32 protein-coding genes are annotated in these 25688 nt (G+C 64.4%); 25 read left to right on the top strand and 7 right to left on the bottom strand.

Going from position 1 to position 25688, the window contains the following annotated elements:
* Positions 1 to 159 precede the first annotated feature (159 nt).
* Positions 160 to 1767 (bottom strand): M20/M25/M40 family metallo-hydrolase, encoded by a 1608-nt coding sequence (locus B5X69_RS14790; RefSeq protein ID WP_079639505.1) that lies wholly within the window; start codon positions 1765 to 1767, stop codon positions 160 to 162.
* Positions 1768 to 1903: 136 nt separating this feature from the next.
* Between B5X69_RS14790 and B5X69_RS14785 the strand changes: the two genes are divergently transcribed.
* Together B5X69_RS14785 and B5X69_RS14780 are read left to right on the top strand one after the other, a co-directional pair.
* Positions 1904 to 3115 carry an alkaline phosphatase family protein gene (locus B5X69_RS14785; protein ID WP_079639479.1) on the top strand — a complete coding sequence of 404 codons (1212 nt, stop codon included), beginning with the start codon at positions 1904 to 1906 and terminating at the stop codon, positions 3113 to 3115.
* A 40-nt stretch (positions 3116 to 3155) separates the two neighbouring features.
* Positions 3156 to 3611, top strand: coding sequence for a MaoC family dehydratase (locus B5X69_RS14780; RefSeq protein WP_079639478.1), 456 nt, complete (start codon positions 3156 to 3158; stop codon positions 3609 to 3611).
* Between the two features lie 10 nt (positions 3612 to 3621).
* Here B5X69_RS14780 and B5X69_RS14775 read toward each other — a convergent pair whose 3' ends face one another.
* Both B5X69_RS14775 and B5X69_RS14770 read right to left on the bottom strand, forming a co-directional pair.
* Positions 3622 to 4104, bottom strand: coding sequence for a hypothetical protein (locus B5X69_RS14775; protein WP_139375811.1), 483 nt, complete (start codon positions 4102 to 4104; stop codon positions 3622 to 3624).
* Positions 4105 to 4254: 150 nt separating this feature from the next.
* Positions 4255 to 5646, bottom strand: coding sequence for a methyltransferase family protein (locus tag B5X69_RS14770; RefSeq protein WP_139375810.1), 1392 nt, complete (start codon positions 5644 to 5646; stop codon positions 4255 to 4257).
* A 269-nt stretch (positions 5647 to 5915) separates the two neighbouring features.
* Here B5X69_RS14770 and B5X69_RS14765 point away from each other — a divergent pair, with 269 nt between their 5' ends.
* The 22 genes from B5X69_RS14765 (at position 5916) to B5X69_RS14660 (ending at position 21152) form a co-directional block, all read left to right on the top strand.
* Positions 5916 to 7133, top strand: coding sequence for a M23 family metallopeptidase (locus tag B5X69_RS14765; protein ID WP_079639476.1), 1218 nt, complete (start codon positions 5916 to 5918; stop codon positions 7131 to 7133).
* Between the two features lies 1 nt (position 7134).
* A complete protein-coding gene (locus B5X69_RS14760) occupies positions 7135 to 7542 on the top strand; it encodes a bactofilin family protein (protein WP_144423632.1) in 408 nt (135 codons plus the stop codon).
* Positions 7543 to 7966: 424 nt separating this feature from the next.
* Entirely contained in the window at positions 7967 to 8683 is a 717-nt protein-coding gene (locus tag B5X69_RS14755) for a TetR/AcrR family transcriptional regulator (RefSeq protein WP_079639502.1), read from the top strand.
* A gap of 29 nt (positions 8684 to 8712) precedes the next feature.
* Positions 8713 to 9153 (top strand): VOC family protein, encoded by a 441-nt coding sequence (locus B5X69_RS14750; protein WP_217699137.1) that lies wholly within the window; start codon positions 8713 to 8715, stop codon positions 9151 to 9153.
* Between the two features lie 22 nt (positions 9154 to 9175).
* Positions 9176 to 9592, top strand: a complete 417-nt coding sequence (locus B5X69_RS14745; protein ID WP_217699136.1) for a DoxX family protein — start codon at positions 9176 to 9178, stop codon at positions 9590 to 9592.
* 52 nt (positions 9593 to 9644) lie between these two features.
* A complete protein-coding gene (locus B5X69_RS14740; RefSeq protein ID WP_079639474.1) occupies positions 9645 to 10613 on the top strand; it encodes an alpha/beta fold hydrolase in 969 nt (322 codons plus the stop codon).
* A 42-nt stretch (positions 10614 to 10655) separates the two neighbouring features.
* Complete coding sequence (locus tag B5X69_RS14735) at positions 10656 to 11333, top strand: glutathione S-transferase family protein (protein WP_079639473.1); 678 nt, start codon at positions 10656 to 10658, stop codon at positions 11331 to 11333.
* 49 nt (positions 11334 to 11382) lie between these two features.
* Positions 11383 to 12102 (top strand): DUF1428 domain-containing protein, encoded by a 720-nt coding sequence (locus tag B5X69_RS22360; protein WP_079639472.1) that lies wholly within the window; start codon positions 11383 to 11385, stop codon positions 12100 to 12102.
* A gap of 51 nt (positions 12103 to 12153) precedes the next feature.
* Positions 12154 to 12870: a DUF899 family protein gene (locus B5X69_RS14725; protein WP_079639471.1), complete on the top strand. Its 717-nt coding sequence runs from the start codon at positions 12154 to 12156 to the stop codon at positions 12868 to 12870.
* 22 nt (positions 12871 to 12892) lie between these two features.
* A complete protein-coding gene (locus B5X69_RS14720) occupies positions 12893 to 13747 on the top strand; it encodes a VOC family protein (RefSeq protein ID WP_079639470.1) in 855 nt (284 codons plus the stop codon).
* Complete coding sequence (locus B5X69_RS14715; protein WP_079639469.1) at positions 13744 to 14166, top strand: VOC family protein; 423 nt, start codon at positions 13744 to 13746, stop codon at positions 14164 to 14166. Before B5X69_RS14720 ends, B5X69_RS14715 begins: the two co-directional genes overlap by 4 nt.
* Entirely contained in the window at positions 14166 to 14651 is a 486-nt protein-coding gene (locus tag B5X69_RS14710; protein ID WP_217699135.1) for a VOC family protein, read from the top strand. Before B5X69_RS14715 ends, B5X69_RS14710 begins: the two co-directional genes overlap by 1 nt.
* 23 nt (positions 14652 to 14674) lie before the next feature.
* A complete protein-coding gene (locus tag B5X69_RS14705; RefSeq protein ID WP_245798757.1) occupies positions 14675 to 15112 on the top strand; it encodes a hypothetical protein in 438 nt (145 codons plus the stop codon).
* A complete protein-coding gene (locus tag B5X69_RS14700) occupies positions 15106 to 15759 on the top strand; it encodes a glutathione S-transferase family protein (protein WP_079639466.1) in 654 nt (217 codons plus the stop codon). Before B5X69_RS14705 ends, B5X69_RS14700 begins: the two co-directional genes overlap by 7 nt.
* A gap of 88 nt (positions 15760 to 15847) precedes the next feature.
* The gene (locus tag B5X69_RS14695; RefSeq protein ID WP_079639465.1) at positions 15848 to 16627 is read left to right on the top strand and encodes an alpha/beta hydrolase; all 780 of its coding nucleotides are present in this window, start codon (positions 15848 to 15850) and stop codon (positions 16625 to 16627) included.
* Positions 16628 to 16684: 57 nt separating this feature from the next.
* Entirely contained in the window at positions 16685 to 17050 is a 366-nt protein-coding gene (locus tag B5X69_RS14690) for a PGPGW domain-containing protein (RefSeq protein WP_245798756.1), read from the top strand.
* A 101-nt stretch (positions 17051 to 17151) separates the two neighbouring features.
* Positions 17152 to 17286 (top strand): 50S ribosomal protein L34, encoded by a 135-nt coding sequence (gene rpmH, locus B5X69_RS14685; RefSeq protein ID WP_003046693.1) that lies wholly within the window; start codon positions 17152 to 17154, stop codon positions 17284 to 17286.
* A 23-nt stretch (positions 17287 to 17309) separates the two neighbouring features.
* On the top strand, positions 17310 to 17654 hold the full coding sequence (gene rnpA / locus B5X69_RS14680; protein WP_079639463.1) for a ribonuclease P protein component: 345 nt from the start codon (positions 17310 to 17312) through the stop codon (positions 17652 to 17654).
* Positions 17655 to 17751: 97 nt separating this feature from the next.
* Positions 17752 to 17964: a membrane protein insertion efficiency factor YidD gene (gene yidD / locus B5X69_RS14675; RefSeq protein WP_079639500.1), complete on the top strand. Its 213-nt coding sequence runs from the start codon at positions 17752 to 17754 to the stop codon at positions 17962 to 17964.
* A 43-nt stretch (positions 17965 to 18007) separates the two neighbouring features.
* Complete coding sequence (gene yidC, locus B5X69_RS14670) at positions 18008 to 19768, top strand: membrane protein insertase YidC (protein WP_079639462.1); 1761 nt, start codon at positions 18008 to 18010, stop codon at positions 19766 to 19768.
* Positions 19769 to 19789: 21 nt separating this feature from the next.
* Positions 19790 to 20434, top strand: a complete 645-nt coding sequence (yihA, locus tag B5X69_RS14665; RefSeq protein ID WP_079639461.1) for a ribosome biogenesis GTP-binding protein YihA/YsxC — start codon at positions 19790 to 19792, stop codon at positions 20432 to 20434.
* 46 nt (positions 20435 to 20480) lie between these two features.
* Positions 20481 to 21152 carry a glutathione S-transferase family protein gene (locus B5X69_RS14660; RefSeq protein ID WP_079639460.1) on the top strand — a complete coding sequence of 224 codons (672 nt, stop codon included), beginning with the start codon at positions 20481 to 20483 and terminating at the stop codon, positions 21150 to 21152.
* Here the strand turns inward: B5X69_RS14660 and B5X69_RS14655 are convergent.
* Positions 21149 to 21616, bottom strand: coding sequence for a cupin domain-containing protein (locus B5X69_RS14655; RefSeq protein ID WP_079639459.1), 468 nt, complete (start codon positions 21614 to 21616; stop codon positions 21149 to 21151). The two genes, B5X69_RS14660 and B5X69_RS14655, sit on opposite strands and share 4 nt — an antisense overlap.
* Before the next feature lie 94 nt (positions 21617 to 21710).
* Between B5X69_RS14655 and dapE the strand changes: the two genes are divergently transcribed.
* Positions 21711 to 22844: a succinyl-diaminopimelate desuccinylase gene (gene dapE, locus B5X69_RS14650; protein ID WP_079639458.1), complete on the top strand. Its 1134-nt coding sequence runs from the start codon at positions 21711 to 21713 to the stop codon at positions 22842 to 22844.
* Here the strand turns inward: dapE and B5X69_RS14645 are convergent.
* Genes B5X69_RS14645 through B5X69_RS14635 form a run of 3 tightly spaced genes read right to left on the bottom strand, consistent with a single transcriptional unit; the run spans position 22841 to position 25418 of the window.
* Positions 22841 to 23419 (bottom strand): Smr/MutS family protein, encoded by a 579-nt coding sequence (locus B5X69_RS14645; protein WP_245798755.1) that lies wholly within the window; start codon positions 23417 to 23419, stop codon positions 22841 to 22843. The two genes, dapE and B5X69_RS14645, sit on opposite strands and share 4 nt — an antisense overlap.
* Before the next feature lie 2 nt (positions 23420 to 23421).
* Positions 23422 to 24735, bottom strand: a complete 1314-nt coding sequence (gene mltA / locus B5X69_RS14640) for a murein transglycosylase A (protein WP_425441517.1) — start codon at positions 24733 to 24735, stop codon at positions 23422 to 23424.
* 14 nt (positions 24736 to 24749) lie between these two features.
* A complete protein-coding gene (locus B5X69_RS14635; RefSeq protein ID WP_139375809.1) occupies positions 24750 to 25418 on the bottom strand; it encodes a Tim44/TimA family putative adaptor protein in 669 nt (222 codons plus the stop codon).
* Positions 25419 to 25688 lie beyond the last annotated feature (270 nt).

Below are 25688 nucleotides of genomic sequence, written 5' to 3'. Positions count from 1 at the left end.
CCCGGAGGGGCGAAAGCAGAAGCGGTTCTGAATGATGGCTCGCCCTCTCGCACCCGTCATTGCGGGCAAGCGCCCCAAGGAAGCAATCCAGAGAGTTTGTCGCTGCTCTGCAATGCTTCGACGCGATCGCAATGACCATCGGACCAAGGCACAAGAGCCTTACTCATTCGGATCCTTATATTTGAACGGATCATAGGGCGAGGGCTGGCTCGGCACCGGGAAGCGCGGCAGCGTCTTGTCGCTGTTTGCCGAGGCGAGGAGCATGCCCGCCATTACCACCGACGCCTGACGCAAATCCTCGGCCTTCAGATGGTCGTAGGTGTCAGCATTGCTGTGGTGGGTGCGCGATCGATAGTCGAGCGGGTCCTGGATAAACTGAAAGGCCGGGATGCCGACCGACTGCATGAAGACATGGTCGGTGCCGCTGGTGTTGGCGGCGACGACGCGCCCCGCGCCAAGGCTCGCATATGGCGCAAGCCACTCCTTGAGCAGCGGCACCGCGGCGACATTGCCTTCGGCATAGATGCCGCGCAGCTTGCCCGAACCATTGTCCATGTTGAAATAGGCCTTAAGGTCGTCGTAACCGGCCCTCGGGGTGATCGGATAGCGGTTCGGCCAGCCATAATAGAGAAGGTTGCCGTCCTCGCCCTCCGCAGGACCAGGGCGCGTGGCGAGATATTTGTCGACATAGGAAAGGCTGCCAAGCAGCCCCTGCTCCTCGCCGCTCCACAGCACGAACCGGATAGTACGCCTTGGCCGGACGCCGAGCGCCTTGATGATCCGCGCCGCCTCCATCACCACCGCGCTCCCCGCGGCATTGTCGCTCGCCCCGTCGGCAGCAGCCCAGCTATCGAAATGGGCACCCGCCATCACATAGCCCGCCTTGGGGTCGGTGCCGGGAATGTCGGCGATGATGTTATAGGCCTTGGTGTCGCTGTCGTCGAAGCGGACATTGCTGTCGATTTCGAGCTGAGGCGCCGGACCCGATTTGGCGAGGCGCGCAAGGCGACGATAATCCTCCGCGGCGAGTTCGATCCCCGGCAGGCTCAGCGTATGGCCCGCGCGGTAATTATAGCCCTCGCCGTGCACCAGCATGCCGTCACGATAAGACTGGCGCACCCAGGCGAGCGCACCCTCGGCCTTCAGGAAGGCGTCGAGCTTTTCGGGAAAGGTAACGCGCTCGAGGCGGCGATTCAGCGCCTCCGGGTCGTATTTGGGCTGGCGAAAAGCCTCGAGCTTTTCGAAATCCTCGCCGCCGAGGCGCCGGAACGCCGGCTTGTCGGGCTCGCTGCCTTCACCGGGAAGCGAAATGAGCACGATCTTGCCCGCAAGCTTGCCGCGCCATTCGGCGAAATTCTCTTCCTTCGACATCGGCGCGACGACGATCGGCGCAGCGATTGCGCCATTGGTCGGCGGGGTCCACGCGACGGGGATAGCCGTGAGCGCGAGCGGGCGCGGGCTCGTCATGCGCGCGCTGACCGAAACGATTTCCCACCCGCGGCCGAATTCGAAACCGTCGCGGCGAACGTTGGAGAGACCCCAGCTGTTGAATTTGTCGATCGCCCATTGCTCGGCGCGGCGCATCCCCGGCGAATTGGTGAGACGCGGGCCGAGCCCGTCGGTCATCTCCTGCGCGATAAGCATCACCTGGCTGTGGTTCATGCCCTGATCGATGATGCCGATGGCGTCGTCGCCCTTCTGCGCGCCTGCCGGCACGGCGACGAGCGCCGCCCCCGCCATCATCATGGCGACCAATGTCTTTTTCATTCCTGGCTTCCCCTTGGTTGCGATTGAAACCGGATGCACCATCCGCCTGCTGAAATTGCAAGGAAATTTCCGACCATCGCCCCCTGGCGGCGACACACGACTTGTTGCCGCCCCGTCATCCGCCCATTCTGGCGGCATGACCCTGACTCGAATTGCCTCGCTGATTCTCGCCTTCCTCGTCCTTGCCGCCGCGCCGCTTCCGGCCGAGGACAGCGGCGAGCGGCCGCCCGTCACCATTCTCATCTCGATCGATGGGTTCCGCGCCGATTATCTGGGCCGCGGCCTCACGCCGAACCTTTCGCGGCTTGCTGCCGAGGGCGCGCACGGCAGGCTACGCCCATCTTTTCCAACCAAAACCTTTCCCAACCATTATGCGATTGTTACCGGAAAGCGGCCCGACACCAACGGCATCGTCGGCAACCGGATGATCGACCCGCGCCGCCCCGGCCAGATATTTAGCCTTGGAGATGCCAAGCAGTCGCTCGACCGATTCTGGTGGGATGAGGCCGAGCCGGCATGGGTCACGGCCGAAAAGGCGGGCGTTCGCAGCGCAACGATGTTCTGGCCCGGTAGCGAGGTCGACATCCATGGCGCCCGGCCGCGCGACTGGTTCCGCTTCGACCAGAATGTGCGGGACGTTCAGCGCGTGAACACCGTGCTCGACTGGATGCGCCGGCCGGCGGCGATACGTCCCGCCCTCGTCACGCTCTATTTCGACATTGTCGATACCGCGGGGCATCGCTTCGGTCCCGACAGCGACGAGGTCAATACCGCGATCGCCGATGTCGACGCCCGGATCGGCGAGCTGACGCGGGGGCTCGATACAATGGGGCAGCCCGCGCGCCTGCTGGTCGTCGCTGATCACGGAATGCGTGCGGTTGACGCCTCGCGAGTGATCCAGCTTGCCGATCTCATAGACCTGCCCAGTATCAACGCGGTCGAGACCGGTCCTTATGCCGCAATCGAACCCGCAGCGGGGACCGACGAGCGCGTGTTCGCAGCACTGCTGAAACCCCATGATCATATGGTGTGCCACCGCCGCGAAAATCTCCCCGCGCGGCTCCACTACGGTCGCAACCCCCGCGTCGCGGCGATCATCTGCATCGCTGAGCCCGGCTGGTCGATCATTGCGGGCGAACCCGAATGGCCCATCGCGGGCGGCGCCCATGGCTATGACAATCAGGATCCCGAGATGCTCGCGCTCTTTGTCGCGACCAACACGGGTCTGAAGGGCGATGTTGGCACCATCGACAATATCGAGGTCTATCCGCTCCTGATGAAGTTGATCGGCACTACACCGCTGCCTAGCGACGCAACGGGCGCTCTTGCAAGGCGGATCGAGCGCTAGCGCGCTTGCCTTCAGCGGCCCGGGAGCCCCATAGAACCCCATGCTCTATTATGAAGATATCGAGGTCGGCGCGATCGAGCGCTTCGGAAGCAAGCAGGTCACGCGCGAGGAGGTGATCGACTTCGCGGGCCAGTTCGACCCGCAGCCCTTCCACCTCGACGATGCGGCCGCCGCCCTAACGCATTTCGGGCGGCTCTCGGCGAGCGGATGGCATACCGCTTCCATGACGATGCGGATGCTGGTCGACCACATGCAGCTGCGCGAGCAGGCGGGCCTCGGCTCGCCCGGGATCGACGAGCTTCGTTGGCTGAAACCCGTCTATCCCGGCGACACACTTCGCTGCGAGAACGAGGTGCTGAGCAAGCGGCGGTCAAAGAGCCGGCCCGAGATGGGACTGTTCCAGACGAAGCTCACCGTCTTCAACCAGCACGACGAGCCGGTGATGACCATGCGCTCGACCGGACTTATCCGTGTTCGCGAGCCTGCCTTCTCCTAGGCGTTAAAGGTCAGGCTTGACAGGCCCACGCGCCTTCGAAGCTGCGTTCGCCGCCATAGGTGCGCTGCGCGAGAAGCGTTGCTGGCTGACCGCCTTCGCCCGGCTTGACTGCGAGCTTCATGCCAGGGCCCGAGAGCTCCATGCCTTTTTCGAGCGCCTTGAAGCCGCCCGAACCCGCGACGCGAAGGACCTTGCCGCCGATCTTGTACGCGCCCGATGCAAGTTCGTCCTCGCCAGTGCTGGCACGGGCGACGAGTGCAGGACCCGACTGGCCCGCAATGGTGAAGCTGCATTCATGGTCGCCGTCGAGGCGAAGGAGTTCGCCCTTTTCGATCGCGCTCAGTTCGATCGGTTCGCCGCCGCCGGTTTCGGGCAGTTTCGTTTCGTCAACCGCGGTCTTGGTTTCGGGGGCTTTGGTTTCGGTCTGGGCCTGGCCCGAGCAACCGGCCAGCAACAACAAGGCGCCAAACGACGCCGCAAGAGGGGATTTCATCGACGTTTTTCTCCTTTGGCCTTCGACTTGGCGGGCGACAGCCCGCCAGTTTCGAAGACGAGGAGTCCCGTAACGGCGCAATTCGGGTCGCGCAAGACCACCAATTCCGGCTTTTTGGGGAGCTGAGGTCCCCCTTCGGGCGGCCTTTCGTCAGGCGACCGGCCCCACGCGCGGATCGGGCTCGAGCCGGATCAGCGGTGCTTTCCGTCCGCTCAGCTTTGCAAAAAGCCGCGGTATCAGCGCGTTGGCCTGCGCCCAGTTCCAATAGGCCTGATAGGCGGGATCAGCGAGCAGGTGCTTCTCCTCGGTCTTGGCGCGCCAGTAATAAACGCCGCTGACCAGCGCGAGGAGCGCGGTATTGCGTGCACCCTCGACCCAGCTGCCGCTGGTGACGAGAAATGGGAGCGACCCGACCCACCAGCTTAGATTCTTTGAAATATAGGCGGGGTGGCGCGTCAGCGCATAGGGGCCGTGGGTGATCACGCCGCGGTGGGTGAGGTTCGAAAAGCGGATTCCGAACGCCATTGTGGCCCAGGCATAGATGCCGATCAGAAAAACGAGCGCGGCGCCCCACGCCCCCATCAGCGCATCATGACCCGCGAGCCAATAACCCCAGTCGGCGCCGCCCACCTGATAATCGAGCGGCCCGCCGTTCATCAGGATGAAGGGCGGATAGCAGATGAGCGCGGCAACCCACGCCATGCCATAGGGGTTGGCCGTGCGGATATGCGCGTCGAGCGGCCTAAGCGTCAGGATATAGCCGACGGTCGCGATGTGGACGTCGACCAGGTAGAGAAGATTGATCGCCCACAGCCCCGTCATGTAGGGATTGGCCAGCACCTCGCTCATCTCGACCGAAACCAGTGAGGCGAAATTGCCAGGGACGATCGACAGCATGAAGGCGGTGAAAAAGCCCTTTACCGCCCAGGCGCGGAAATGATGACCAATCGCGCGGCTCTCGACGCGCGCGCCGGGTACGAGCAGCCAGCGGCCGAAGGCGTAGCAACCGTCCCGCGGTTCGAGGAGGCGGCGGTCAAGCCAGATCATGTAGGGAACCGATGCCAGCAGGAGCCACGGGGCGACGCGCGCGAGCAGCCCCATCGAGAATTCATACTGCCCCGACCAGTAGAAGCGCATCGTTGCATAACCGAGCGCGATCAGACCCCAGGTGGCCCAGAGCCCAGCAAGCTTGGTCAGGCTGATATCGAGCGTCTCGCGCCACGGACGGCGCAGCGACCAGTCGATCCCGGTCGAGGGATTGCGATGCACCTTATCGACGAACAGCGACCAGAGCACCATCGGAAGACCGCATGCGAGGACGCTCGCAACCGCCGAAACCGGACCATCCATCCTCCCCCGCCCGGCCCAGTCGATCCCGAGAAGGGTCGCAATTTCGGGGGCATGACGCGCGAGCAGCAGATAGGAGAATAGGCCGATCAGCCCAACGATGCCGACGCCCGCGCTCACCGCGGAACGCGGTCGCAACTTGCGGGTCGGCGCGCCGGTGTCCGCCGCCGCGATCGCTGCGGAAAGGGGAGGCATATGCGTCACCCGTTCCGCCTAGCTGCAAATGGTAAGCAAGCCGTCAACGATAACTATGACCCCCGTCGCTCATGGCGCTAGCCGTGATTCGCCGAAGATGTTTTCGGCGGAAAAGCCACCATTCTGGCAGTGTTTCACGATTCATCGCGTCCCCCTTTCGATTCGGCTTGAGTCGGGGTGCGAAGATTCGCGCTGGACTGACACCGCTGTTAAAGGGCCCTCCATGCCGGGGCGGAGGGCTCCACCAAAATAAAAGACGGGGTCGTTACTTGTCTTCGCTATCGACGGGCCTGCGCCATTGGCGCCAGCGGTTCAATGCGCTGTTCCAGGACCATGAAATTTTCGTTCGCACCCACGGACATGTCCGTTTCCTGCGCGTGAGCGCTGTCTGGCAAAAGCGCGTCGCGCTGATCGCCGGGGCCGTTCTCCTCGTCTGGGCGGGAGCCACGCTGACCGTTTTCGTCAATCAGATTCTTACCGCAGGCGAACGCGCCGAAGTCGCGCGCAAGGAAGCGGCCGCCGCTGCGAGCGAAGCGCGCATTGCCCAATATCGCGATCGGGTCGCCGAAATCGCAGCCGACCTCGACGAGCGGCAGGCGCAGCTTGAGGATTGGCAAGAAACTTACTTTGGCGCCGAGCCGCTTCCGGCTGATGCGAAGGCCGATGGGTCTGATGCGGCCGGCAAGGATGCCCACCCGCTGAAAACCAGCGCTCTCGACCCGCGGCTGCCGCCCGAGGCGCAGGCGCTGGCTCAGATCGAAGCACGGCAGGAGGCTTTTTCGGCACGCCTGCTCGCCGCGGTGAACGCGCGCGCGAGCAAGGCGGGCGATGCCGTCGCCAAGCTCGGCCTCGACCCCCAATCGCTCGTGAAGAAGGCGAGCACCGGACAGGGCGGTCCCTTCATCCCGTGGCGGGGGCGAATCGGCCGCGCGGGCGCGCTTGGCAAGAGCTTCGCCGCGCTCGAAGGTGCGCTGTTCCGGATGGAGGTGCTCGAACGTACCCTCGTCGCCATTCCCTCGGGCCAGCCCGCGCACGTGCTGATGCTTTCTTCGAGTTATGGCTATCGTCACGACCCGTTCACCGGCGCGAGCGCCATGCACGCGGGCCTCGATTTCCCCGGTCCGCTCGGCACTCCGATTCTCGCTGCAGCGCCGGGCAAGGTTGCGTTCGTCGGTCGCCGCTCGGGTTATGGCAATGTCGTCGAAGTCGATCACGGGCAGGGCATTATGACGCGCTACGCCCACCTGTCCGGTTTCGACACCGCCGTTGGTGCGCGCGTCGGCGCGGGTCAGCAGATCGCCCGAATGGGCTCGACCGGCCGCTCAACCGGCAGCCACCTGCATTTCGAAGTTCGTTTGAACGGCGTCGCGGTCAATCCGCGCCGCTTCCTGGAGGCCAAAGCCGATGTTCTCGAAGTCAAAGCCGACGCCCGACAACGTGTCGGCGCCCTCGCCCGCGCCCGTGCCGGCACCGCCGCAGCCCGCTAAGATGGCGACCGGAGCCCGTCACACGACCTTCTCGATCATCGGATCGGACGTGGTCATTACGGGCAACGTAGCCGCAAGTGTCGATCTTCACGTCGACGGCAAAATCGAGGGCGATCTCAAATGCGCAAATCTCGTCCAGGGCGAGGCGAGCGAGATCAAGGGCGCAATCATCGCCGAGACCGCGAAGATTGCGGGCCTGCTCGACGGGTCGATCGAGGCCAAGACCCTGGTCATCCACGCGAGCGCGCGGATCACGGGCGACGTGGTCTATGAAACGATCACGATCGAGAATGGCGGCAAGGTCGACGGCAAGCTCTCGCACCGCCGCCATGGCGCCGCGCCCGCTGCGGTGAAGGCCCCGCCACCGCTTGAGGTGGTGGAGAACAAACCGGCCGTGAGCGGAATCTGAAGCGCGCCTTTGGAAAGGGCCCGCGAGCGCTGTTGCGCACATTTGCGTGCGGCCCTGCCTGCCATTGCTCGGCCGCCTTCGGACGCGACGACCTAGGCCCGCGAGCCCCACTCCGATCCCCGAGCCGGGATTAATGGCCCAATTCGGAGCCGTTTTGTGCGGGCGGGCAGAAGCGCGAATGCGCTTGATCCGGTCATAGCCTTAGGGGCATCGATCGGCCGCGACATCGAACGATGCGACGAAATCCGGGCGGCCGACGATTGATTGCCGACCGTCTGCGCCCGCACGCCTGATCCATTTTTACCATCAGACCGGCGTCTGAAATCAAGGCGCGCGTCCTTTTCCTATCTCGGATTTTCTAGCGGCGCCCCAGGGCAATGCACGGGCATTGACACCATACCAACTAGTCGGTATGTTGATTCGCATGCCGACAAACGAGAGCCCCCCGATTCCATCCAAGCCCCCGCGCCGCGCCGCACGCGGTGCCGCTGCCGCCGCCCGCATAGTCCCCTCGGCGGGCGGCGGCGCCCCCTCGCGCGGACGGGCCGCGCGAGGGTCCGCGCGCGACAAGCTTATCGCCGCAGCGCACCAGACGGTGCGGCGCAAGGGCTATGCCGCCACGACGGTTGACGAGATTTGCGCGGTGGCAGGCGTCACGAAGGGCGCCTTCTTCCACCATTTCGCGTCGAAAGACGCGCTGGCGGTCGCCGCGGCCGAAGGCTGGACCGAGCGCGCGCGGCCAATGTTCGAATTGCCCCCGCACACAAAGCTCGGCGATCCGCTCGACCGATTGCTTGGCCATATCGACTTCCGCCTCGCCATGCTCGACGGCCCGGTCGAGGATTTCACCTGCTTTGTCGGAACGATGGTGCAGGAAGCCTATGCGACGAACGACGCGATCCGCGCTGCGTGCGAGGCGAGCATTACCGCCTATTGCGAAGCGCTGACCCCCGACATCGAGGCGGCGATCGCGCGCCACGGCATTTCGCACGGCGTCGGCGCGATGAGCCTCGCGCGCCATGTCCAGGCGGTGCTCCAGGGCGCGTTCATCATGGCGAAGACCACGAACGACGCCGCCATAGCGCGCGACAGCGTCACCCACCTGAAGCGTTACATCCTCATGCTGTTCAGCAGAGGATGAGAAATAGAGAAGAGAGAGAGGATTCCCCCATGACCGATGCCCTCAAGATGATTTTCGTCAACCTGCCGGTCGCCGATCTTGAAAAGTCGAAGGCCTTCTACACCGCGCTCGGCTTTACCAACGAACCGCGATTCACCGACGACACCGCAGCCGCGATGGTCTGGTCGGAGAGCATCTTCCTCATGATCCTCAGCCATGACAAGTGGAAGAGCTTCACCAACCGTCCGATCCCGCCCACGACGTCGAGCGAGGTCTCGCTGGCGCTGGCGATGGAAAGCCGCGAGGCGGTTGACGCGATGATCGATGCGGCGGCCGCAAGCGGCGGCACCGCCGACGTCAATCCGGTGCAGGATCATGGCTTCATGTATGGCCGCGACCTCTTGGACCCTGATGGCCACGTTTGGGGGCCCTTCTGGATGGATCCCGCCGTCGCGAGCGGCGAGGCCACACCGCCCGAAGTCGCCGCCTGATCGCGGGAGCAGGAGCGAAACCATGATGTCGACCTCCCTTCCCTCCCGCGAGGCGCTGATTGCGGGACGCATCCTCAGCGGACTCGTTATCGCCTTTCTTCTTGTCGATTGCGGAACCAAGCTGATCGCGCCGCAATTCGCCATCGATCACAGCCCTCCGGGCCTCGGATGGCGGCTTGACGTCGCGACAATGCGCACGCTCGGCTTGTTGCTCCTGATCCCGACTGTTCTTCATATCTGGCCGCGCACGGCGATGATAGGCGCGATCCTGATCACCGGCTATCTGGGCGTTGCGATCGCCACCCATTTGCGGATCGACAGCCCGCTGGCGAGCCACACCCTGTTCGGCGCCTATCTTGGCGTCCTGCTGTGGTGCGGGCTGTGGCTGCGGAGCCCCGCGCTGCGCCGCCTGATTCCGCTGCACGCGGCCGCGGACTGACCTGGCCAAGGGTCGTCGCGCACGGCTTCGTCAAAGATAAAAGGAGAGTCTCATGCCTTTTCGTGCTTCCCCCCTTGCGACGCTGTGCCGCACCGTCGCGCTTGTCCCCGCGCTGCTGCTCGCCGCCGCCGCCGCACCCGCCCACGCCCAGCCCGCCCAGGGAACCGCGCCGGGAGCCATGGCTGTCCCGGCGAAGCCCGGCGCTGCCGAGGTCAACGGCGTCAGGCTCCATTATGCGGTACATGGCGATCTCGCCTCCGACACCGCGCCGCTCCTCATCCTTCACGGCGCTTTCATGTCGGGCGAGGCGATGAAGCCGCTGGTCGATCGCTTTACTGCGACGCGTCCGGTCATCACGCTCGATGCGCGCGGCCACGGCCGCACCGGCGACGTGGGCGGCCCCATTAGCTATGAGACGATGGCCGACGACGCCGCGGCGCTGCTTGCCGAACTGAAGGTCGCGCGCGCGGACGTGCTTGGATATTCGATGGGCGGCAGCACCGCGGTCGCGCTCGCGGTCCGTCATCCCGACCGCATCGGCAAGCAAGTGATCCTGTCGGGCACGACGAGCCTCGACGGCTGGCATCCCGAAGTCCTCTCCGGCATTGCCAAAATGACACCCGAGGAGCTCGCGGGATCTCCGATGGAGAAAGCCTATCGCGCCATGTCCCCGACCTCTGAGGCCTTTCCGAAGCTTGTCGCGGCAATCAAGCATCTCGATTCGACATCCTTCGGTTTCAGCGACGAGCAGATCCGCGCAATTCCCGGCAAGACGATGATCATCCTGGGCGATGCCGACGGCGTGACCTTCGACCATGCCATCAAGCTGTTCAAGCTGCGCGGAGGCGGCGACAAGAAGCCCGTGGTCGAAGGCTTCATGACCGAGGCGCCCAAGGCACGGCTCGCGATCCTGCCCGGCACCTCGCACATCGGCGTGATGGCCGAGGCGGCGACAATCGCCGCGATGGTCACCCCCTTTCTCGACGACACCACGCCCCCGCTGCCCGCCGAATTTTTCTGAGCAACGAGAGCCCGGCAAACTCACGGTCCAAGGAGAGGATCCATGTCCGTAAACCCGAACGCCCCCATCCAGATCACCGCTTTTGATTGGGTTCCCGACTTTGCGCGCGGCTTCGTTCGCGACCTGCGTCCTCGCTGGGCGTGCGAGGAAATGGGGATCGACTATGCCGAGCATCTGATCAGCGCCGTCAACCGCCCACCCGAACATTATCGCGACCAGCCGTGGGGCCAGGTTCCCGTCCTGCGCGACGGCGAAGTGCGCCTGTTCGAAAGCGGCGCGATCCTCCTCCACCTTGCCGAAAAGGACGAAGCGTTGCTTCCGCGCGACCCGCAGGGCCGCGCAACCGTCATCAGCTGGCTCTTCGCGGCCTATAACAGCGTCGAGCCCTTGATGTTCGAACTGTCGAACGTCGACCTGTTCGCCGCGGAAGAGGAATGGGCGAAGCTTCGCCGACCGGCGTTGATGGAGTTCATCCAGCAGCGCTTCGGCAAGCTGGCCGAGGCGCTGGGCGATCGGCCCTATCTGGCCGGAGATTTCAGCGTCGCCGACATTGCGATGGCGACGGTGCTGCGCGAGGGCATCGCAAGCGGCGCGATCGCCGAACATCGGGCGCTCGAGGCCTATCTCGCGCGCTGCCTCGACCGCCCGGCCTTCGACCGCGCGCTGAAGGCGCAGCTCGCAGCGTTCCGAGAGGAAGCAGGACCAGTGGGGAATAGATGAGCCCTCCTCCCAAAAGGAGGAACGTAACGAACAAAGGAGGAGAGAGACGATGACCTATGTGGAAGGATTTGTCCTTGCCGTGCCGAGCGCCAGCAAGGAGGACTATCGCAAGCACGCTGCCGACGCTGTGGCGTTGTTCAAGGAATTCGGCGTGCGCCGCCACGTCGAAACATGGGGTGACGACGTCCCCGCCGGCAAGCTCAACGATTTCCGCACCGCGGTGCAGGCGAAGGAGGGCGAGGAGATCGTCTTCAGCTGGTTCGAATATCCCGACCGCGCGACGCGCGACGCGGCGAATGCCAAGATGATGAGCGATCCCCGGATGCAGGACCTGGGGCAATCCATGCCCTTCGACGGGCAGCGAATGATCGTCTCGGGTTTCGAGTCGATCGTCGATGAAGGCCTCGGCGGATCGATGGGCTATACCGACGGCTTCCTCGTCGCGGTGCCCGACGCTAACAAGGACGCCTACCGCGCAATGGCGGACAAGGTGGCGGTGGTCTTCCTAGATCATGGCGCAACGCGCGTTCTCGAATGCTGGGGCGATGATGTCCATGACGGCAAGGTCACGGATTTCAAGCGCGCGGTACACCTCGAGAAGGGCGAGACGCCCGTCTTCAGCTGGGTCGAATGGCCGACCAAGGAGGCGCGCGTCCTGGGCTGGGAAAAGATCATGGCCGACGAACGGATGCAGCACGACCCGAACGACCAGACCTTCGACGGTAAGCGCATGATCTATGGGGGTTTCACGCCCATTCTGGACGCGTGAGGGAATCGATTCCCGCCCCTTCGCCGCAGCGAGGAAGACAGGAGCAAGACGATGGAGCATCTGGCCTTCCCGAATGAGAGCAGGGACTATCGCGAAGCGCGCGCCGCGCTGCTCGATGCCGAGATCGCGTTGCGGCGACAGATCGAAGCCGTCGCGGCGCAGCGACGGGCTCTACCGCCCGGCGGCGCGATACCGGAAGATTATGCCTTCGAGCAGGTCGGCGCGCACCAGCGCCCCGAAACGGTCCGGCTGTCCCATCTGTTTGGCGAGCAGCCCACGATCATCCTCTACAGCTTCATGTTCGGGCCTGAGCGGGACGAGCCATGCTCCGGCTGTACCCATCTGCTCGACGCGATCGACGGCAGCGCGCGGCACGTCGGGCAGCGCGCGCCGCTCTATATCGTCGCCAAGTCGCCGATCGCCCGGCTCGAAGCCTGGGCAAAGGAGCGGCGCTGGCCGCACCTTCGCTTCCTGTCCGATATCGAGGGCCGCTATTCGGCCGCATATTTTGGCGACACGCGGCGGTTGAGCACCGCGAAACGCGCCGAGCGTGGCATGGGCGAGGGCGAGGATTGGGACGAGACGATCTTCAACATCTTCTGCAAGGACGGCGACTTCATCCGCCATCATTGGGCGAGCGAAATGGCCTACGCGCCCGAGGATCCCGGTCAGCACCACCGCGCAGCTGATCTTGTGGATCCGCTCTGGGGCTTGCTCGACATGACGCCCGAGGGGCGGGGTAATTTCTTCCCCAGCGTAACCTATTGAACCTGGTTCGAGGAGTGAGACGATGACCAATCCCAAGGGCAGCTTCATCTGGTACGAGTTGATGACGAGCGATCCCGATGCGGCGGCGCGCTTTTACGGCGCGGTTGTCGGCTGGACGATCGCAACGCATGCGGATCCCGCGGCGAGCGGCGTCGACTATCGCATGATCGCACGAAGCGACGGCGGGAATGCCGGCGGTGTGCTCGGTTTGAGCGCCGACATGCTCGCTGGCGGCGCACGGCCCGCGTGGATGGGTTATCTCTATACCCCCGATGTCGACGCGACCATCGCCTCGATCACCGCTGACGGCGGCGCGGTGCACATGCTCGCTACCGATCTGCCCGTTGGGCGCATCGCGATGCTGTCCGACCCGCAGGGCGCGGCCTTTTATGTCATGAACCCGATCCCGCCCGCCGGGATGGAGGATATGGACAGCGACGCCTTCTCGCCGACCGAGGCGCAGCATGTGCGTTGGAACGAACTGATGACGAGTGACCCCGAGGCCGCAATTGCATTTTATCGAAAGCATTTCGACTGGAGGCAGGAGGGCGCGTTCGACATGGGCGAGATGGGCCCTTATCGCTTCGTGCAAGCGGGCGAGGTTGGAATTGGCGCCATCATGAGGCTCGTTCCCGGTGCCCCCGCGTCGATGTGGTCCTATTATATCGGCGTCGACGACATCGACCGCGCCGCCGCCGCGGTGACGGCAAATGGCGGTACGACCATCAGCGAAGCAATGGAAATTCCGGGCGGCGAGTTCGCAATGAACGGGCGCGACCCGCAGGGGGCGGCGTTCGGCCTCGTCGGACCACGGCACCAGGCCCCATTCAGCCCCTCTCCTGAAGGGGAGGGGATCGCAAGAGGAGAGAGACGATGACAATCCCCGCAAACCACCCGCCGACCGGCGGCCTGACACCGCATCTCACCATCCGCGACAAACGGGCCGCCGACGCAATCGCCTTTTACGCCAAGGCATTCGGCGCCGCCGAAGTAACCCGCGTGCCCGCCGACGATGGCGAGCGACTGATGCACGCGCATCTCCATATCAACGGCGCGTCGCTGATGATGCACGACGATTTTCCCGAATATTCGGGCGGCCCTGCGCCGGAGCCTGCAGGCACAGTGCTGCACCTGCAGGTCGACGACGCCGATCGCTGGTACGACCGCGCGATCGAAGCCGGCGCCACATCGGTCATGGCCCCCGAGGATATGTTCTGGGGCGATCGCTATGCGCAGGTCCGCGACCCGTTCGGACACCTCTGGTCGATCGGCGCGCCTTTGAAAGGAGAAGGATAATGAGCCGCAACCCCATGACGCTGTGCCTGTGGTACGAAGGCGATGCCGAGGAAGCGGCCGCCTTTTATGCCGCGACCTTCAGCAACAGCAGCGTGGACGCGGTGCACCACGCGCCGGTCGACACGCCGGGCAACAAGGCGGGCGAGGTGCTGGCGGTCGACTTCACGCTGCTCGGCACATCGTGCATCGGGATCAACGGCCCGCCCATCTTCAAGCATAATGAATCCTTCTCCTTTCAGGTCCACACGGACACGCAGGAGGAAACCGACCGGCTCTGGGATGCAATCGTCGGGAACGGCGGCGAGGAAAGTGCGTGCGGATGGTGCAAGGACAAATGGGGCGTGTCGTGGCAGATCACCCCGCGCGCACTGACCGATGCGACGATGGGCAGTGACAAGGCTGTGGCAAAGCGCGCGTTCGAGGCGATGTTGAAGATGAAGAAGATCGACATCGCCGCCATCGAAGCCGCGGTGAACGCCGCTTGAGAGCCCGACAGCGACGCGCGGCCGTGCGCGCTTGGCTGATCGCCGGAACGCTCGACATCGCCTATGCCGCTGGGCTGACGCTGATGGCCGGGGGCAGTGTCGGGGGCATGCTGCGCGGCGTTGCGAGCGGTCCCTTTCGGGGCGCAAGCGGCTGGGGCCCGGTGGGCGCGGTCACCGGACTCGGCGTCCATTTCGCGATTATGGCGGGGATGGTCGCGGCGTGGTTTGCCGCGGTCCGCCGCTGGCCCGCGCTCGCCGACCTGTCCTGGTGGATTGGTGGCACGCTCTATGGGCTGCTTCTCTATCTGGTGATGAACGCCATCGTGCTGCCACTCCGCTTCGGATCGCCATTCCCGCCGGAGGATCTCGCAAAAACCGCCTTGCTCATCCTTCCCCACGTCCTGCTCGTCGGCTGGCCGATCGCCTGGCTTGCACGCAACACGGAAACTCCTCGATGCTGATCTTCTATGGCCACCCCTTTTCCTCCTACACCTGGAAAGCTCTGATCGCGCTCTACGAGAAGGACATCCCCTTCGATTACCGATCGGTTGACCCTGAATTTCCCGCGCATATGCCCGAACTTAAGGCCCATTGGCCGGTGGGCCAATTCCCGCTGATCGTGCATGACGGGGTTCCGGTGTTCGAATCGTCGATCATCATCGAATATCTCGATCACCTCATTCCCGAACCGCGGATGATCCCGGAGGGGTTCGAGGCTGCACTGAGAGTGCGCTTCTTCGACCGTATCTTCGACCTTCATGTGATGAACAAGATGCAGGCGGTGGTCGCCGACGCGCTACGCGGGCCCGAAGCGCATGTCCCCGCGATCCGAACCGAGTGCGAGGCGGCGCTGGAGAACGTCTATGGTTGGCTCGACAAGGAACTCGCTGGCGGCGGATGGGCAACACCCTATGGCTTCACCCTCGCCGATTGCGCGGCCGCGCCGTCGCTTTTCTACGCCGACTGGCTGTACCGGATTCCCGAGCATTACGAAAATCTGTGCGGCTATCGGGCGAGGCTTCTCGCATATCCGTCCGTGAAGCGCTGCGTCGATGATGCGCGGCCCTACCGCGCCTATTTCCCGCTCGGGGCGCCCGACCGCGACTGATCGTCCACCCTGTCCCGCAGTACAGTTAATGCGGCGCTGACCGCGCCTGTTTGCCCTTTGCTAGCCGCGCGCGCGTGAAGGTGGCGGCATGGTTACGTCGGCTGCCCTCGCTCGCACGCTTATCGTCGCAGGTTTCTCGGCTTTGATCGCCTTCGCCCCGGCGCAGGCGCGGCCGTTCGTCACGGTCACGACGACCGTCACCTGGACCTATGAGGACGAGATCGGGCCCGACGACGAGGAAGGCATCGGCAATGCCCCTTCGCTGCTCGACGACGGCGCGCTCGCCCTCGAGCCAGATAGGGGCGTGACGCGGCGCTATGCGCCCGCGCCCGCGGTCTCTACGCTCGGCCCTGCAAAAGCGCATTTCGGGCCTTTCGCGGTGACCGACGACGAAACGGCGCAGATGGCCGGCGATGTGACCGCAGCGACGCCGCGTCAGTTCGCCGCAATGCTTTCCGCCTTTCCGGGGCTCAAGAAGATCGAAATGATCGACTGTCCCGGGAGCCTCGACGAGGAGGCGAATTTGACTCTCGCCCGCGCGATCCGCCGCGCGAGGCTGGAGACGGTAGTGCCGGCCGGGGGTTCGGTGCGGTCGGGCGCGGTCGAGCTGTGGCTCGCGGGTGTCCGGCGCCGCGCTGCTGCCAATGCGGAATTCGGGGTGCATAGCTGGGTGGACGAGGATGGACGGCAGGCGAATGATTATCCCGCGAGCGACCCGGTCCACGCCGAGTATCTCGCTTACTATCGCGAGATGGGAATGGACGAGGCGAAGGCGCGCGCCTTCTACGCGCTCACCAACAGCACCCCCTTCGATGATGTCCGCTATCTGACCCGAGGCGACATGGCGCGTTTCGTAGCGCTGGATTGATTCCGCGCAGATCCTCGCTGGCGCTCAAGCCGGGGCTAGAGGGCTGAATGGCCGGAAATGCGCACTGCCTTAGCCTTGCAACACGCCCTGCGCCTTCCCACATCGCAGCGCATGGGGAAGCCGAGCCTTTATCAGCGATTGCGGTCAAACGCGCAGGTGCGCTTCGGGCTGTTCCTCCTCGGCCTTCTGCTGATCGTTGCGGCGCCGATCCTCGGCCCGCTGCCGGGACCCGGTTTCATCATTCTCTTTCCCGCCGGGTTGATGCTCAGCTTGCAGAACAGCCCCTGGGCCAAGCGCGTCTATGCGCGCTTCCAGCGGCGCCATCCGCGCTATGCCGCATGGACCGACCGCATCATGCGCCGGGCGAGCGCGGCGCGGCGCCGCGCGCGCGAGGCGCTGGAAAAGGCGTCCAATGGCGATTGACTTTGCGCCGACTCTCGCTTATCCGCGCCCCCATTGGCGGCCGCCTGCGATTGGCGGCCCTTTTTCGTTGCAACGATTGAAGAGATTTTGGGGATTTCGCGATGAAGCGCACCTATCAACCGAGCCGCCTCGTGCGCAAGCGCCGTCACGGCTTCCGCGCCCGCAAGGCCACCGTCGGCGGCCGCAAGGTTCTGGCCGCCCGCCGCGCGCGCGGCCGCAAGAAGCTGTCGGCCTAAGCGCCGACGCTTCGGCGCCAGCAATGCTGGTGCGAACCCTTACCAAACGTAGCGAATTTCTGGCCGCAAATCGCGGCCTTCGCTTTCCCATGCCCGGCTTTGTCCTGCTCGTCCGTCCGCGCAGCGACGCGGATGCCGACATCGGCATCGGCTATACTGTCAGCAAGAAGGTCGGCAATGCCGTCATCCGCAACCGGATGAAGCGCCGGCTGCGCGCCCTCGCGCGCGCCGCGCTGCCCGAAGCAGGAATCGCGGGCGCCGATCATGTGCTGATCGGCCGCCCTGGCGGCAACGACATCGTCTTTGCCGAATTGGGCGAGCATCTCGCGTCGGCTCTGAAGCGGGCTGCAAAGAAGTTGGCGCAATGAGCGGTCCCCGCGCACTTACTCCGATCCAGGCTGGCGGTTACGGCGAGGGCTGCGCGGGCAGCCGGTTTGAATTTCGGCAGTCTTCAGGGATTTTATGATGATCGCCCGCCTGTTCATCCTGATCGCGCGCGCATGGCAACTCGGTCCGTCGCGCCTCCTGCCGCCGACGTGTCGATATGCGCCCTCGTGCAGCGAATATGCGATTATCGCCCTCCAGCGCCACGGTGCGATCAAGGGTGGCTGGTTGGCAACAAAGCGGCTATTGCGCTGCCACCCTTGGGGCGGGAATGGCCATGACCCGGTTCCGTAACGGCCGAATACCGACATTTTGAGACGAAGAGAGACCGAAGAGCGTGGACGACAAGCGTAACCTGATCGCGGCGATTTTGTTGTCGGCAGCCATCCTGCTGGGGTGGAATTTCGTCGCCGACCGCTTTTTCCCGACGCCGGCCAAGCCCGACGTAACCACGACGGTCGCCGGAAGCGACGGCGCGGCACCAGCCGTCACGCCTCCGACACAGGGACAGCCGAACGCTCTGCCCGTACCCGCCGCAGCGCCCGCCGTACCCGCCGCGCAGACGATTCGCCCGGTCGAGGCAGTGCTCGCCGAGGGGAACCGCATTCCGATAGAGACGCCCGCGCTTTCGGGGTCGATCAACCTTGTCGGCGCGCGCATCGACGACATCACGTTGACCAAGTACCGCCAGACGATCGACAAAGACGCACCGCCGGTGCGCCTGTTCGCACCGGGGGGGACCCAGGCCGCCTATTTCGCCAGCATTGGCTGGTCGGCGCAGGACATTGCCGTTCCCGGCGCTTCAACAATGTGGACAGCGAACGGCACCAAGCTGACCCCGGCGACGCCTGTAACGCTGAGCTGGACGAACCGCACCGGCCAGACCTTTCGCATCGAATACCGTATCGACGATCATTATCTGATCACCGCAAAGCAGACGATCGCCAACATGGGGCCGGCAGCTGTCAGCGCGAGCAGCTATGCGCTGATCGACCGGCTCGGCAAACCGACCGATCCGCACGAGCAGGACAGCATGACGATCCACGTTGGGCCGACCGGCTATCTCGACGGTAAATCGGTGTTCGACACGGATTATGACGATCTCGAGGAAGCACCGAACCGCACCGTGCGCTACAGTTCGGCTGGCTGGCTCGGCTTCACGGACAAATATTGGTTGGCCGCGATCATCCCTGCGAAGGGCGAGCGCGTGACCGCGGCGATGAGCTCGCCCGCCACGAACAATTATCAGACCTTGTTCGCGCGCGACTTTCGCCAGATTGCCCCCGGCAAGCAGGTGACGACCACAAGCCGCATCTTCGCGGGCGCGAAGGAAGTCTCGACGCTTCAGAGCTACGAGAACGACCAGGGAATCACGCGCCTGTCGAACGCAATCGACTGGGGCTGGTTCGAGTTTTTCGAGGTGCCGATTTTCAAGCTGCTCGACTGGCTGTTCAAGCAGGTCGGCAATTTCGGCCTCGCGATTATGATGCTGACGCTAATCATCCGCGTGCTGATGTTCCCGATCGCCAACCGGCAATTTTCGTCCATGGCGCAGATGCGCCTCGTCCAGCCAAAGATGAAGGCGCTGCAGGAGCGCTACAAGGACGACAAGCCGAAGATGCAGCAGGAGCTGATGAAGCTCTATAAGGACGAGAAGATCAATCCGCTCGCGGGCTGTCTACCGATCCTTCTCCAGATTCCGATCTTCTATGCGCTCTACAAGGTGCTGATGCTGACGATCGAGATGCGGCACCAGCCGTTCATCCTGTGGATCAAGGATCTGTCGGCCCCCGACCCGTTGCACATCCTCAACCTGTTCGGGCTGCTCCCCTTTACGCCGCCGTCGATCCTGTCGATCGGCGTGCTCGCGCTGATCCTGGGCGTCACCATGTGGCTGCAGTTCCGCCTGAACCCGCAGGCGACCGACCCGGTGCAGCAGCAGGTGTTCAAGATCATGCCGTGGCTGTTCATGTTCATCATGGCGCCGTTCGCAGCCGGACTGCTGCTTTACTGGATCACCAACAACATCCTGTCGATCGGCCAGCAGCAGTGGATGTACCGCAAATTCCCTGCGCTGAAAGCGGCACCTGCCAAGTGAGCGGTCATCGGGGAACCCATGATGGATGAGAGTGCCGCGACCGACCGTCCTGAACGAGCGCGCAAATTGTTCGCAGGGCCGATCACCTTTCTGAAATCGGCCCCCGCGCTCCAGCATCTGCCGCAACCTTCGGTGCCCGAAATAGCCTTTGCCGGGCGATCAAACGTCGGCAAGTCGTCGCTGCTCAACGCACTGACAAACCGCAATGGGCTTGCGCGAACGTCGGTGACCCCGGGGCGGACGCAGGAACTTAACTATTTCGACGTGGGCGATCCGCTCGTGCTCCGGCTCGTCGACATGCCAGGTTATGGATTTGCCAAGGCGCCCAAGGATGTCGTCAGGAAATGGCGCTTTCTCGTCAATGATTACCTCCGTGGGCGGCAAGTGCTGAAACGCACGCTCGTCCTCATCGACAGCCGCCACGGGATCAAGGACGTCGACCGCGAAATGTTCGAGATGCTCGACGTTGCAGCGGTCAGCTATCGCCTCGTCCTCACCAAGGCTGACAAGGCCAAGGCGAGCGACCTCGCCGCGATTCACGCCGCGACCGAGGCTGAGGCGCGCAGACACCCCGCTGCTCATCCCGACGTGATTGCAACGAGCAGCGAAAAGGGCATGGGGATCGCCGAACTCAGGACCGCCGTGCTCGAAGCGGTGGAGAGTTGACGAAAAGTCTGTCCTCCAGCAAGCGGGTGAGGAATCGGGAGATCCCATGAAACTTTTCCTCGGCAACAAGGCCTATTCGAGCTGGAGCCTGCGCGGCTGGCTCGCCGCAAAACACAGTGGGCTGGCGTTCGAGGAGGTCACCGTCCCGCTGTACGACGAGCATTGGTCAAACCGCCGTGAGGGCGACGAGTTCGCGCCCTCGGGGGGCAAGGTGCCGATTTTGTGGGACGGCGACGATATCGTCGTGTGGGACAGCCTCGCCATTGTCGATTATCTGAACGAAAAGACGCAAGGCGCGCGCGGATACTGGCCCGAGGATATGGCAGCGCGAGCCATGGCGCGGTCGATGGCGGCCGAAATGCACTCGAGTTTTGCAGCGCTCCGCCGCAGCCACAGCATGAACATTCGACGCATCTATCCCGCGGCCGAGCTTGCTCCCGACGTGCAGGCGGACGTCGTGCGCATCATGCAGATCTGGGCCGAGGCGCGCGCGCGCTTTGGGGGCGAGGGCGATTTTCTGTTCGGCGACTGGTCTGCCGCCGATATGATGTTCGCGCCCGTTGTCACTCGCTTCATCACCTATTCGATTCCGCTCCCGCGTTTCGCGCTGCCCTATTGCCAAGCGGTGATCAGTCACCCGCACATGCAGGAATGGATCGGCGGCGCACAGGCCGAGGATTGGGTGATCGAGGCGTTCGAGGGACCTGCAGAGAGCTAGGGCAGCCGCTTTACGGGATAAGGCGTGCCATCCTTGTGCGTATAGCCGTCGGGCGTGAAGAGCATGTCGATGTCCGAATAGCCCCCGCCGATGTCGTATTTCTTGCCGCCACCGAGCGCCACGAAGACGCAGTCGGTATCCGATTCATTGATCAGGTGATGACCGTTGGTGCTGCCTTTGGGCCAGACCGTGATATCGCCTGGGCGCATCGGGGTGCGTCCGTCGTCCTCGATCAGCACCGCCTCCCCTGCGATCATCACCAGCATTTCGTCCTCGCCATTGTGCCAGTGACGCTGCGACGACCAGGCCCCCGGCTTGAGGACAACATGGCTTGCGGAAAAATCGGAAAGACCCGTAGCAGGGGCGAGGCGGCGGTACCAGCGCCCCTCGACCGCCTTGTCGTAAGGTGCGGGATAGCCGGTGGCGTTGGTCTGCGGTATGGCGTCAAGGTCGACCTTGGGCATGTGAATGGCCTTTCTCTGTTCTCGCTTTGTTTGCACAGAAGGGGCGCAATGCAAAGCCTCGACTTGGCATGGCGTGAACGGGTAAGGAAGCGGCATGGCCCATGGCATCGACCCCCTTGATCTTGCAAAAGCGCTGATCGCCGTCCCCAGCGTCACCCCCGCGACCGGCGCGGTCTTCGATGTGCTGGAAAGTGCGCTGACCCCACTCGGCTTCACCGTCGAGCGTTTCATCGACGGGATCGAACCCGATGGCCCGGTCGAAAATCTGCTAGCCGTCAGGCCAGGCAAGGGACCCGTCCATTTCGGCTTTGCCGGACATGTTGACGTCGTGCCGCCGGGGGTCGGGTGGAGCGGCGATGCCTTCGTCCCCGAGGTGCGCGGCGAATCGCTCTACGGGCGCGGCGCCGTCGACATGAAAGGGGCAATTGCGGCTTTCGTCGCGGCCGCTGCCGTGACTCCGCCCGAGGCCGGCACAATCAGCCTGATCATCACCGGCGACGAGGAAGGGCCCGCGGCATTTGGGACCCGGGCGCTCATCGAGCATATGGACGCACGCGGCGTCCGCCCCGACATGATCCTCGTTGGCGAGCCGACTTCGGCGCAGCGGCTCGGCGACACGGTCAAGATCGGGCGGCGGGGGTCGGTCAATATCTGGATCGACGTGCCGGGTACGCAGGGGCATGTCGCCTATCCCCACCTTGCCGACAATCCGATCCCCAAACTGGTGCGGATCCTCGCCGCGATCGACACGGTGACGCTCGATGAGGGAACTGAATGGTTCCAGCCGTCAAACATTGAGTTCACGGACATTGACGTCGGCAACGGCGCGACCAACGTCATCCCCGCCTCGGCGCGGGCACGGCTGTCGATCCGTTTCAACGATCAACATCAGGGCGCTGAGCTGATTCAGATGATCGAGCGTATCGCGCACGATGTCGAACCCGGCGCAAAGGTCGTAGGCAAGATCTCGGGCGAAGCCTTTCTGACCCCCCCTGGCGAGCTATCGTCGCTGATCGCCGAGGCAATCCATGCCGAGACCGATCTTCTGCCCGAACTGTCGACAACCGGGGGCACGTCCGACGCGCGCTTCCTTCATGCGATCTGTCCCGTGGTCGAGTTCGGTTTGACCAACGCGACGATGCACAAGCTCGACGAGGCGGTAGCTGTCGAGGATCTGCATCAGCTGACCGCCATTTATCACGGGATTTTGATGCGGGCTTTCCTCTAAGCCTCGTCGCCGCGCCCGCGTCGCAAGATCACATAGACCGCCCCCGCGCCGCCATGGCTAATGTGCGCAGGGCGCAGGGCAACAATCTGTTCGGCGTAAGGCGAGGCGGCGAGCCAGTCGGCGAGCGATGCGCGAATCGCGCCGCGGGGGCGTGGTTCCCCGTGCATCGGCGGCAGGCGCTCGGCACCCGGACGCAGCCGTCCAGCGACGACCAGCAACACCCTTGCGCTACGGCCCAGTCCGCGACCGATCGCCTCGTTGAGCAGCGCCTGCGCCGAGGCAAGCGTGTGGCCGTGAAGATCGATGCTCAAGTCAGGCCGGACATGGCCCTTGCGGAGCCGCCGCTCCCAGTGGCTGTCGAGCGTCGCCGTCTGATGGCTACGCCGCGGCGGAGGCAGGGGCGACGGTTGCCGCGGTGCCGCAGGGATGGTCGGGGCGCGCGATGCGGGGCGGGGCGAGCGCCCGGTCGGCGGAGTCGTCGGCAGAATAATGGCCGGACCCTTGGCGAGCGGTCGCACCGTCGCGGCGACCTTCATCCACAGCGCGGCTTCGTCAGGGTCGAGCCGGCGCGGCACCGTCAAAGACCTTGCGGCATGAGCCGCGCGACGCTGGTGCGGGGCAGGAGGAGGAGCGCCGAGCCGCGAGCCGACATGCCCCCAGCAAGCGCGCGCGCTTCCTCACCCGCACCCCAAAAGCTGTCGAAGCGGTTGGCTCCCTTGATCGCCCCACCGGTGTCCTGCGCGATCCATAAGCCATTGGGTTCCGCGCGATCGAGCGAGAGGAACACGGGGGCGCCGAGCGGCACATATTTGGGATCGGCGGCAAGGCTGACACGCCCCGTCACCGGCACCCCGAGCGCGCCAAGCGGGCCGGGGCCGGTCAGCTCGCGAAAGAAGACCCAGCTTGGGTTTTCGTTCATCACCGCGGCGCCGCGCACAGGGTCGGCGCGCAGATAGTCGAGAATGCCCTGCATCGACGCCTGTCCGGGCTGAAGTTCACCCCTATCGCGCAATAGCTTGCCGATGCCGACATAGTCGCGGCCGTTCTGGCTGTCGTAGCCGATGCGCACGATGCTGCCGTCAGGAAGCCGCAGTCGTCCCGAACCTTGCACCTGGAGGAAGAAGAATTCCGCAGCGTCCGCCGCCCAGGCGATTTCGAGCCCGCGGCCTTCGAGCGCACCGCGTTCGATTTCCGCGCGATCGTAATAAGGAACAAAACGGCTGTCTTCGACGCGCCCGCGGATCTTCTTGCCCTGGAGCGCCTGCGAAAAGAGACCCAGGTCGACATCGATCAGATCGGCGGGTCGCCGATAGATCGGGACGTCATAACCCGGCTGCTTCGTTCGTGACGCTGCGATCTCCGGTTCGAAATAGCCGGTAACGAAAGCGGCGCCGTTGCCGACCTGCACGGTGCCAAAATAGCGGCTGAAGAAATTGCCAGCGTCCCGATCGGGCCAGCTTTCTGCCGCGGCGCAGCTCTCGGCCCATTCGCCGGGCTGCGTCAGGCCGCTCGCATCTATGCGACGCTGGACCGAAGGGCAGCTAATACGGAAGGCCTTAAGGGCGTTCGCCGCCTGTTCCGGCCTGATGCCGAGTTCGTTATATTCGGGGCCCGGGACGACCCCTGCAGCGGCGGCGGTGGCCGCCCCCTCGGGCAGCGGGGGCGCAGGAAGAGTCGGATTGGGGGTCGCCGGAATGGGCGGTGCTGCAGCCTCCGGCGCAGTCGATGGGCGCGGTGTATAGGGGCGGGGCGTATCCGCCAGCACCGGCGGGGGCTCCGATGGGGAGGCGGGAGGCTCCGGGATCAGCGAGGCACAGGCCGACAGCAAGGGCAGGGCCGCAACGAGGCAAACAGAGAGAAGCGGCGTGCGCCGCGCACGGCCCCTCGCGATATCCGGCACAGACGTCAGGCCGATTCGGCTTCGTCGAGCAACCAATTGGGATCGCGGCTGCCGATCGTACGGCGGAAGGTCCACAAATCGTCGGTCTGCGCCGCGTCGCTCATCGAGCCTGCGATCATCCGGCCTTCGGCATCGCGCGTCACGGCACTGATCCCAGCCTGATAACGCACGGTGATGCGTGCCTCGCCGCGCTGGACAGAAACTGCGGTAATCTTCGCCGAATCGATACTGACGAGGCGGTTTTCGAGGCGTTCGCCGCGGGCCTCGCGCGCCTCGATCGCGTCGACAAAAGCCTGATAACTATCGTCGTCGCAAAGGTCGCGGAGCGTCTCGCGATCGCCGCCCCAATAGGCTTCGAGAATCATCCGGTAGGCCGCCTCGGCGCCCTCGAGGAAGCGACCGGCATCGAAATGGCGGTCGCTGGCAAGCAAGGCACGCAGCCCGGATTCGGCTGCGGGTTCGTAAACGAGCTTCGAGGGATCGGCGGCTGTGCCTTGCGAGACAGCGAGTGCGTCGGCATCGTCAAGACGCAGGGGCGCAGGTGCGGCGCGTTCGTCGCGGCGCGGCAGTACCGGCTCCTGCTCATGCCCGGTCCGCTTGCCGAGGACCGAATAGAGCCGCATGCCGAGAAAGGCGGCGATCATGGCGAGCAGAACAATCGAAAAAGCGGTCACGGGCAAAGGTCCAATGCGGCGAGAATAGGTTTCAGTGTCAACATAGGCGATGCACCGTCATGTTTCAAATATCCCTTGGCCCCGGCCCCGCGACAGGTCAACGCTCTGCGCACGCGCGGGTTGCGGCGTTCGGTGCCGCGAGCTGGGCGGCAGGGGAATCGCTTCAGGTTAACGAGGTGTCTTTGGTGAGGAGTTTTTGGAGGTAGTCTGGGTAGAGATTGGCGAGTCTTCGCCGGACCTTGATGCTGTGCTTATCGTCCTGAGCGCGCA

The sequence above is a fragment of the Sphingopyxis flava genome (genome assembly GCF_900168005.1).
Classification (GTDB): domain Bacteria; phylum Pseudomonadota; class Alphaproteobacteria; order Sphingomonadales; family Sphingomonadaceae; genus Sphingopyxis; species Sphingopyxis flava.
This window is presented reverse-complemented; position numbering and strand designations above follow the sequence as displayed.

What these genes read in the sequence shown, in the direction of transcription:
- B5X69_RS14735 (WP_079639473.1), top strand. Translation starts at nt 10,656, where the DNA reads ATGTCCGTAAACCCGAACGCCCCCATCCAGATCACCGCTTTTGATTGG.
- B5X69_RS22360 (WP_079639472.1), top strand. Translation starts at nt 11,383, where the DNA reads ATGACCTATGTGGAAGGATTTGTCCTTGCCGTGCCGAGCGCCAGCAAG.
- B5X69_RS14790 (WP_079639505.1), bottom strand. Translation starts at nt 1,767, where the DNA reads ATGAAAAAGACATTGGTCGCCATGATGATGGCGGGGGCGGCGCTCGTC.
- B5X69_RS14775 (WP_139375811.1), bottom strand. Translation starts at nt 4,104, where the DNA reads ATGAAATCCCCTCTTGCGGCGTCGTTTGGCGCCTTGTTGTTGCTGGCC.
- B5X69_RS14695 (WP_079639465.1), top strand. Translation starts at nt 15,848, where the DNA reads ATGGTTACGTCGGCTGCCCTCGCTCGCACGCTTATCGTCGCAGGTTTC.
- B5X69_RS14770 (WP_139375810.1), bottom strand. Translation starts at nt 5,646, where the DNA reads ATGCCTCCCCTTTCCGCAGCGATCGCGGCGGCGGACACCGGCGCGCCG.
- B5X69_RS14740 (WP_079639474.1), top strand. Translation starts at nt 9,645, where the DNA reads ATGCCTTTTCGTGCTTCCCCCCTTGCGACGCTGTGCCGCACCGTCGCG.
- B5X69_RS14780 (WP_079639478.1), top strand. Translation starts at nt 3,156, where the DNA reads ATGCTCTATTATGAAGATATCGAGGTCGGCGCGATCGAGCGCTTCGGA.
- B5X69_RS14725 (WP_079639471.1), top strand. Translation starts at nt 12,154, where the DNA reads ATGGAGCATCTGGCCTTCCCGAATGAGAGCAGGGACTATCGCGAAGCG.
- B5X69_RS14700 (WP_079639466.1), top strand. Translation starts at nt 15,106, where the DNA reads ATGCTGATCTTCTATGGCCACCCCTTTTCCTCCTACACCTGGAAAGCT.
- dapE (WP_079639458.1), top strand. Translation starts at nt 21,711, where the DNA reads ATGGCCCATGGCATCGACCCCCTTGATCTTGCAAAAGCGCTGATCGCC.
- yidD (WP_079639500.1), top strand. Translation starts at nt 17,752, where the DNA reads ATGATCGCCCGCCTGTTCATCCTGATCGCGCGCGCATGGCAACTCGGT.
- B5X69_RS14745 (WP_217699136.1), top strand. Translation starts at nt 9,176, where the DNA reads ATGATGTCGACCTCCCTTCCCTCCCGCGAGGCGCTGATTGCGGGACGC.
- B5X69_RS14750 (WP_217699137.1), top strand. Translation starts at nt 8,713, where the DNA reads ATGACCGATGCCCTCAAGATGATTTTCGTCAACCTGCCGGTCGCCGAT.
- B5X69_RS14785 (WP_079639479.1), top strand. Translation starts at nt 1,904, where the DNA reads ATGACCCTGACTCGAATTGCCTCGCTGATTCTCGCCTTCCTCGTCCTT.
- B5X69_RS14660 (WP_079639460.1), top strand. Translation starts at nt 20,481, where the DNA reads ATGAAACTTTTCCTCGGCAACAAGGCCTATTCGAGCTGGAGCCTGCGC.
- rpmH (WP_003046693.1), top strand. Translation starts at nt 17,152, where the DNA reads ATGAAGCGCACCTATCAACCGAGCCGCCTCGTGCGCAAGCGCCGTCAC.
- B5X69_RS14760 (WP_144423632.1), top strand. Translation starts at nt 7,135, where the DNA reads ATGGCGACCGGAGCCCGTCACACGACCTTCTCGATCATCGGATCGGAC.
- B5X69_RS14710 (WP_217699135.1), top strand. Translation starts at nt 14,166, where the DNA reads ATGAGCCGCAACCCCATGACGCTGTGCCTGTGGTACGAAGGCGATGCC.
- B5X69_RS14690 (WP_245798756.1), top strand. Translation starts at nt 16,685, where the DNA reads ATGCGCACTGCCTTAGCCTTGCAACACGCCCTGCGCCTTCCCACATCG.
- B5X69_RS14755 (WP_079639502.1), top strand. Translation starts at nt 7,967, where the DNA reads ATGCCGACAAACGAGAGCCCCCCGATTCCATCCAAGCCCCCGCGCCGC.
- B5X69_RS14715 (WP_079639469.1), top strand. Translation starts at nt 13,744, where the DNA reads ATGACAATCCCCGCAAACCACCCGCCGACCGGCGGCCTGACACCGCAT.
- B5X69_RS14655 (WP_079639459.1), bottom strand. Translation starts at nt 21,616, where the DNA reads ATGCCCAAGGTCGACCTTGACGCCATACCGCAGACCAACGCCACCGGC.
- B5X69_RS14720 (WP_079639470.1), top strand. Translation starts at nt 12,893, where the DNA reads ATGACCAATCCCAAGGGCAGCTTCATCTGGTACGAGTTGATGACGAGC.
- rnpA (WP_079639463.1), top strand. Translation starts at nt 17,310, where the DNA reads ATGCTGGTGCGAACCCTTACCAAACGTAGCGAATTTCTGGCCGCAAAT.
- yihA (WP_079639461.1), top strand. Translation starts at nt 19,790, where the DNA reads ATGGATGAGAGTGCCGCGACCGACCGTCCTGAACGAGCGCGCAAATTG.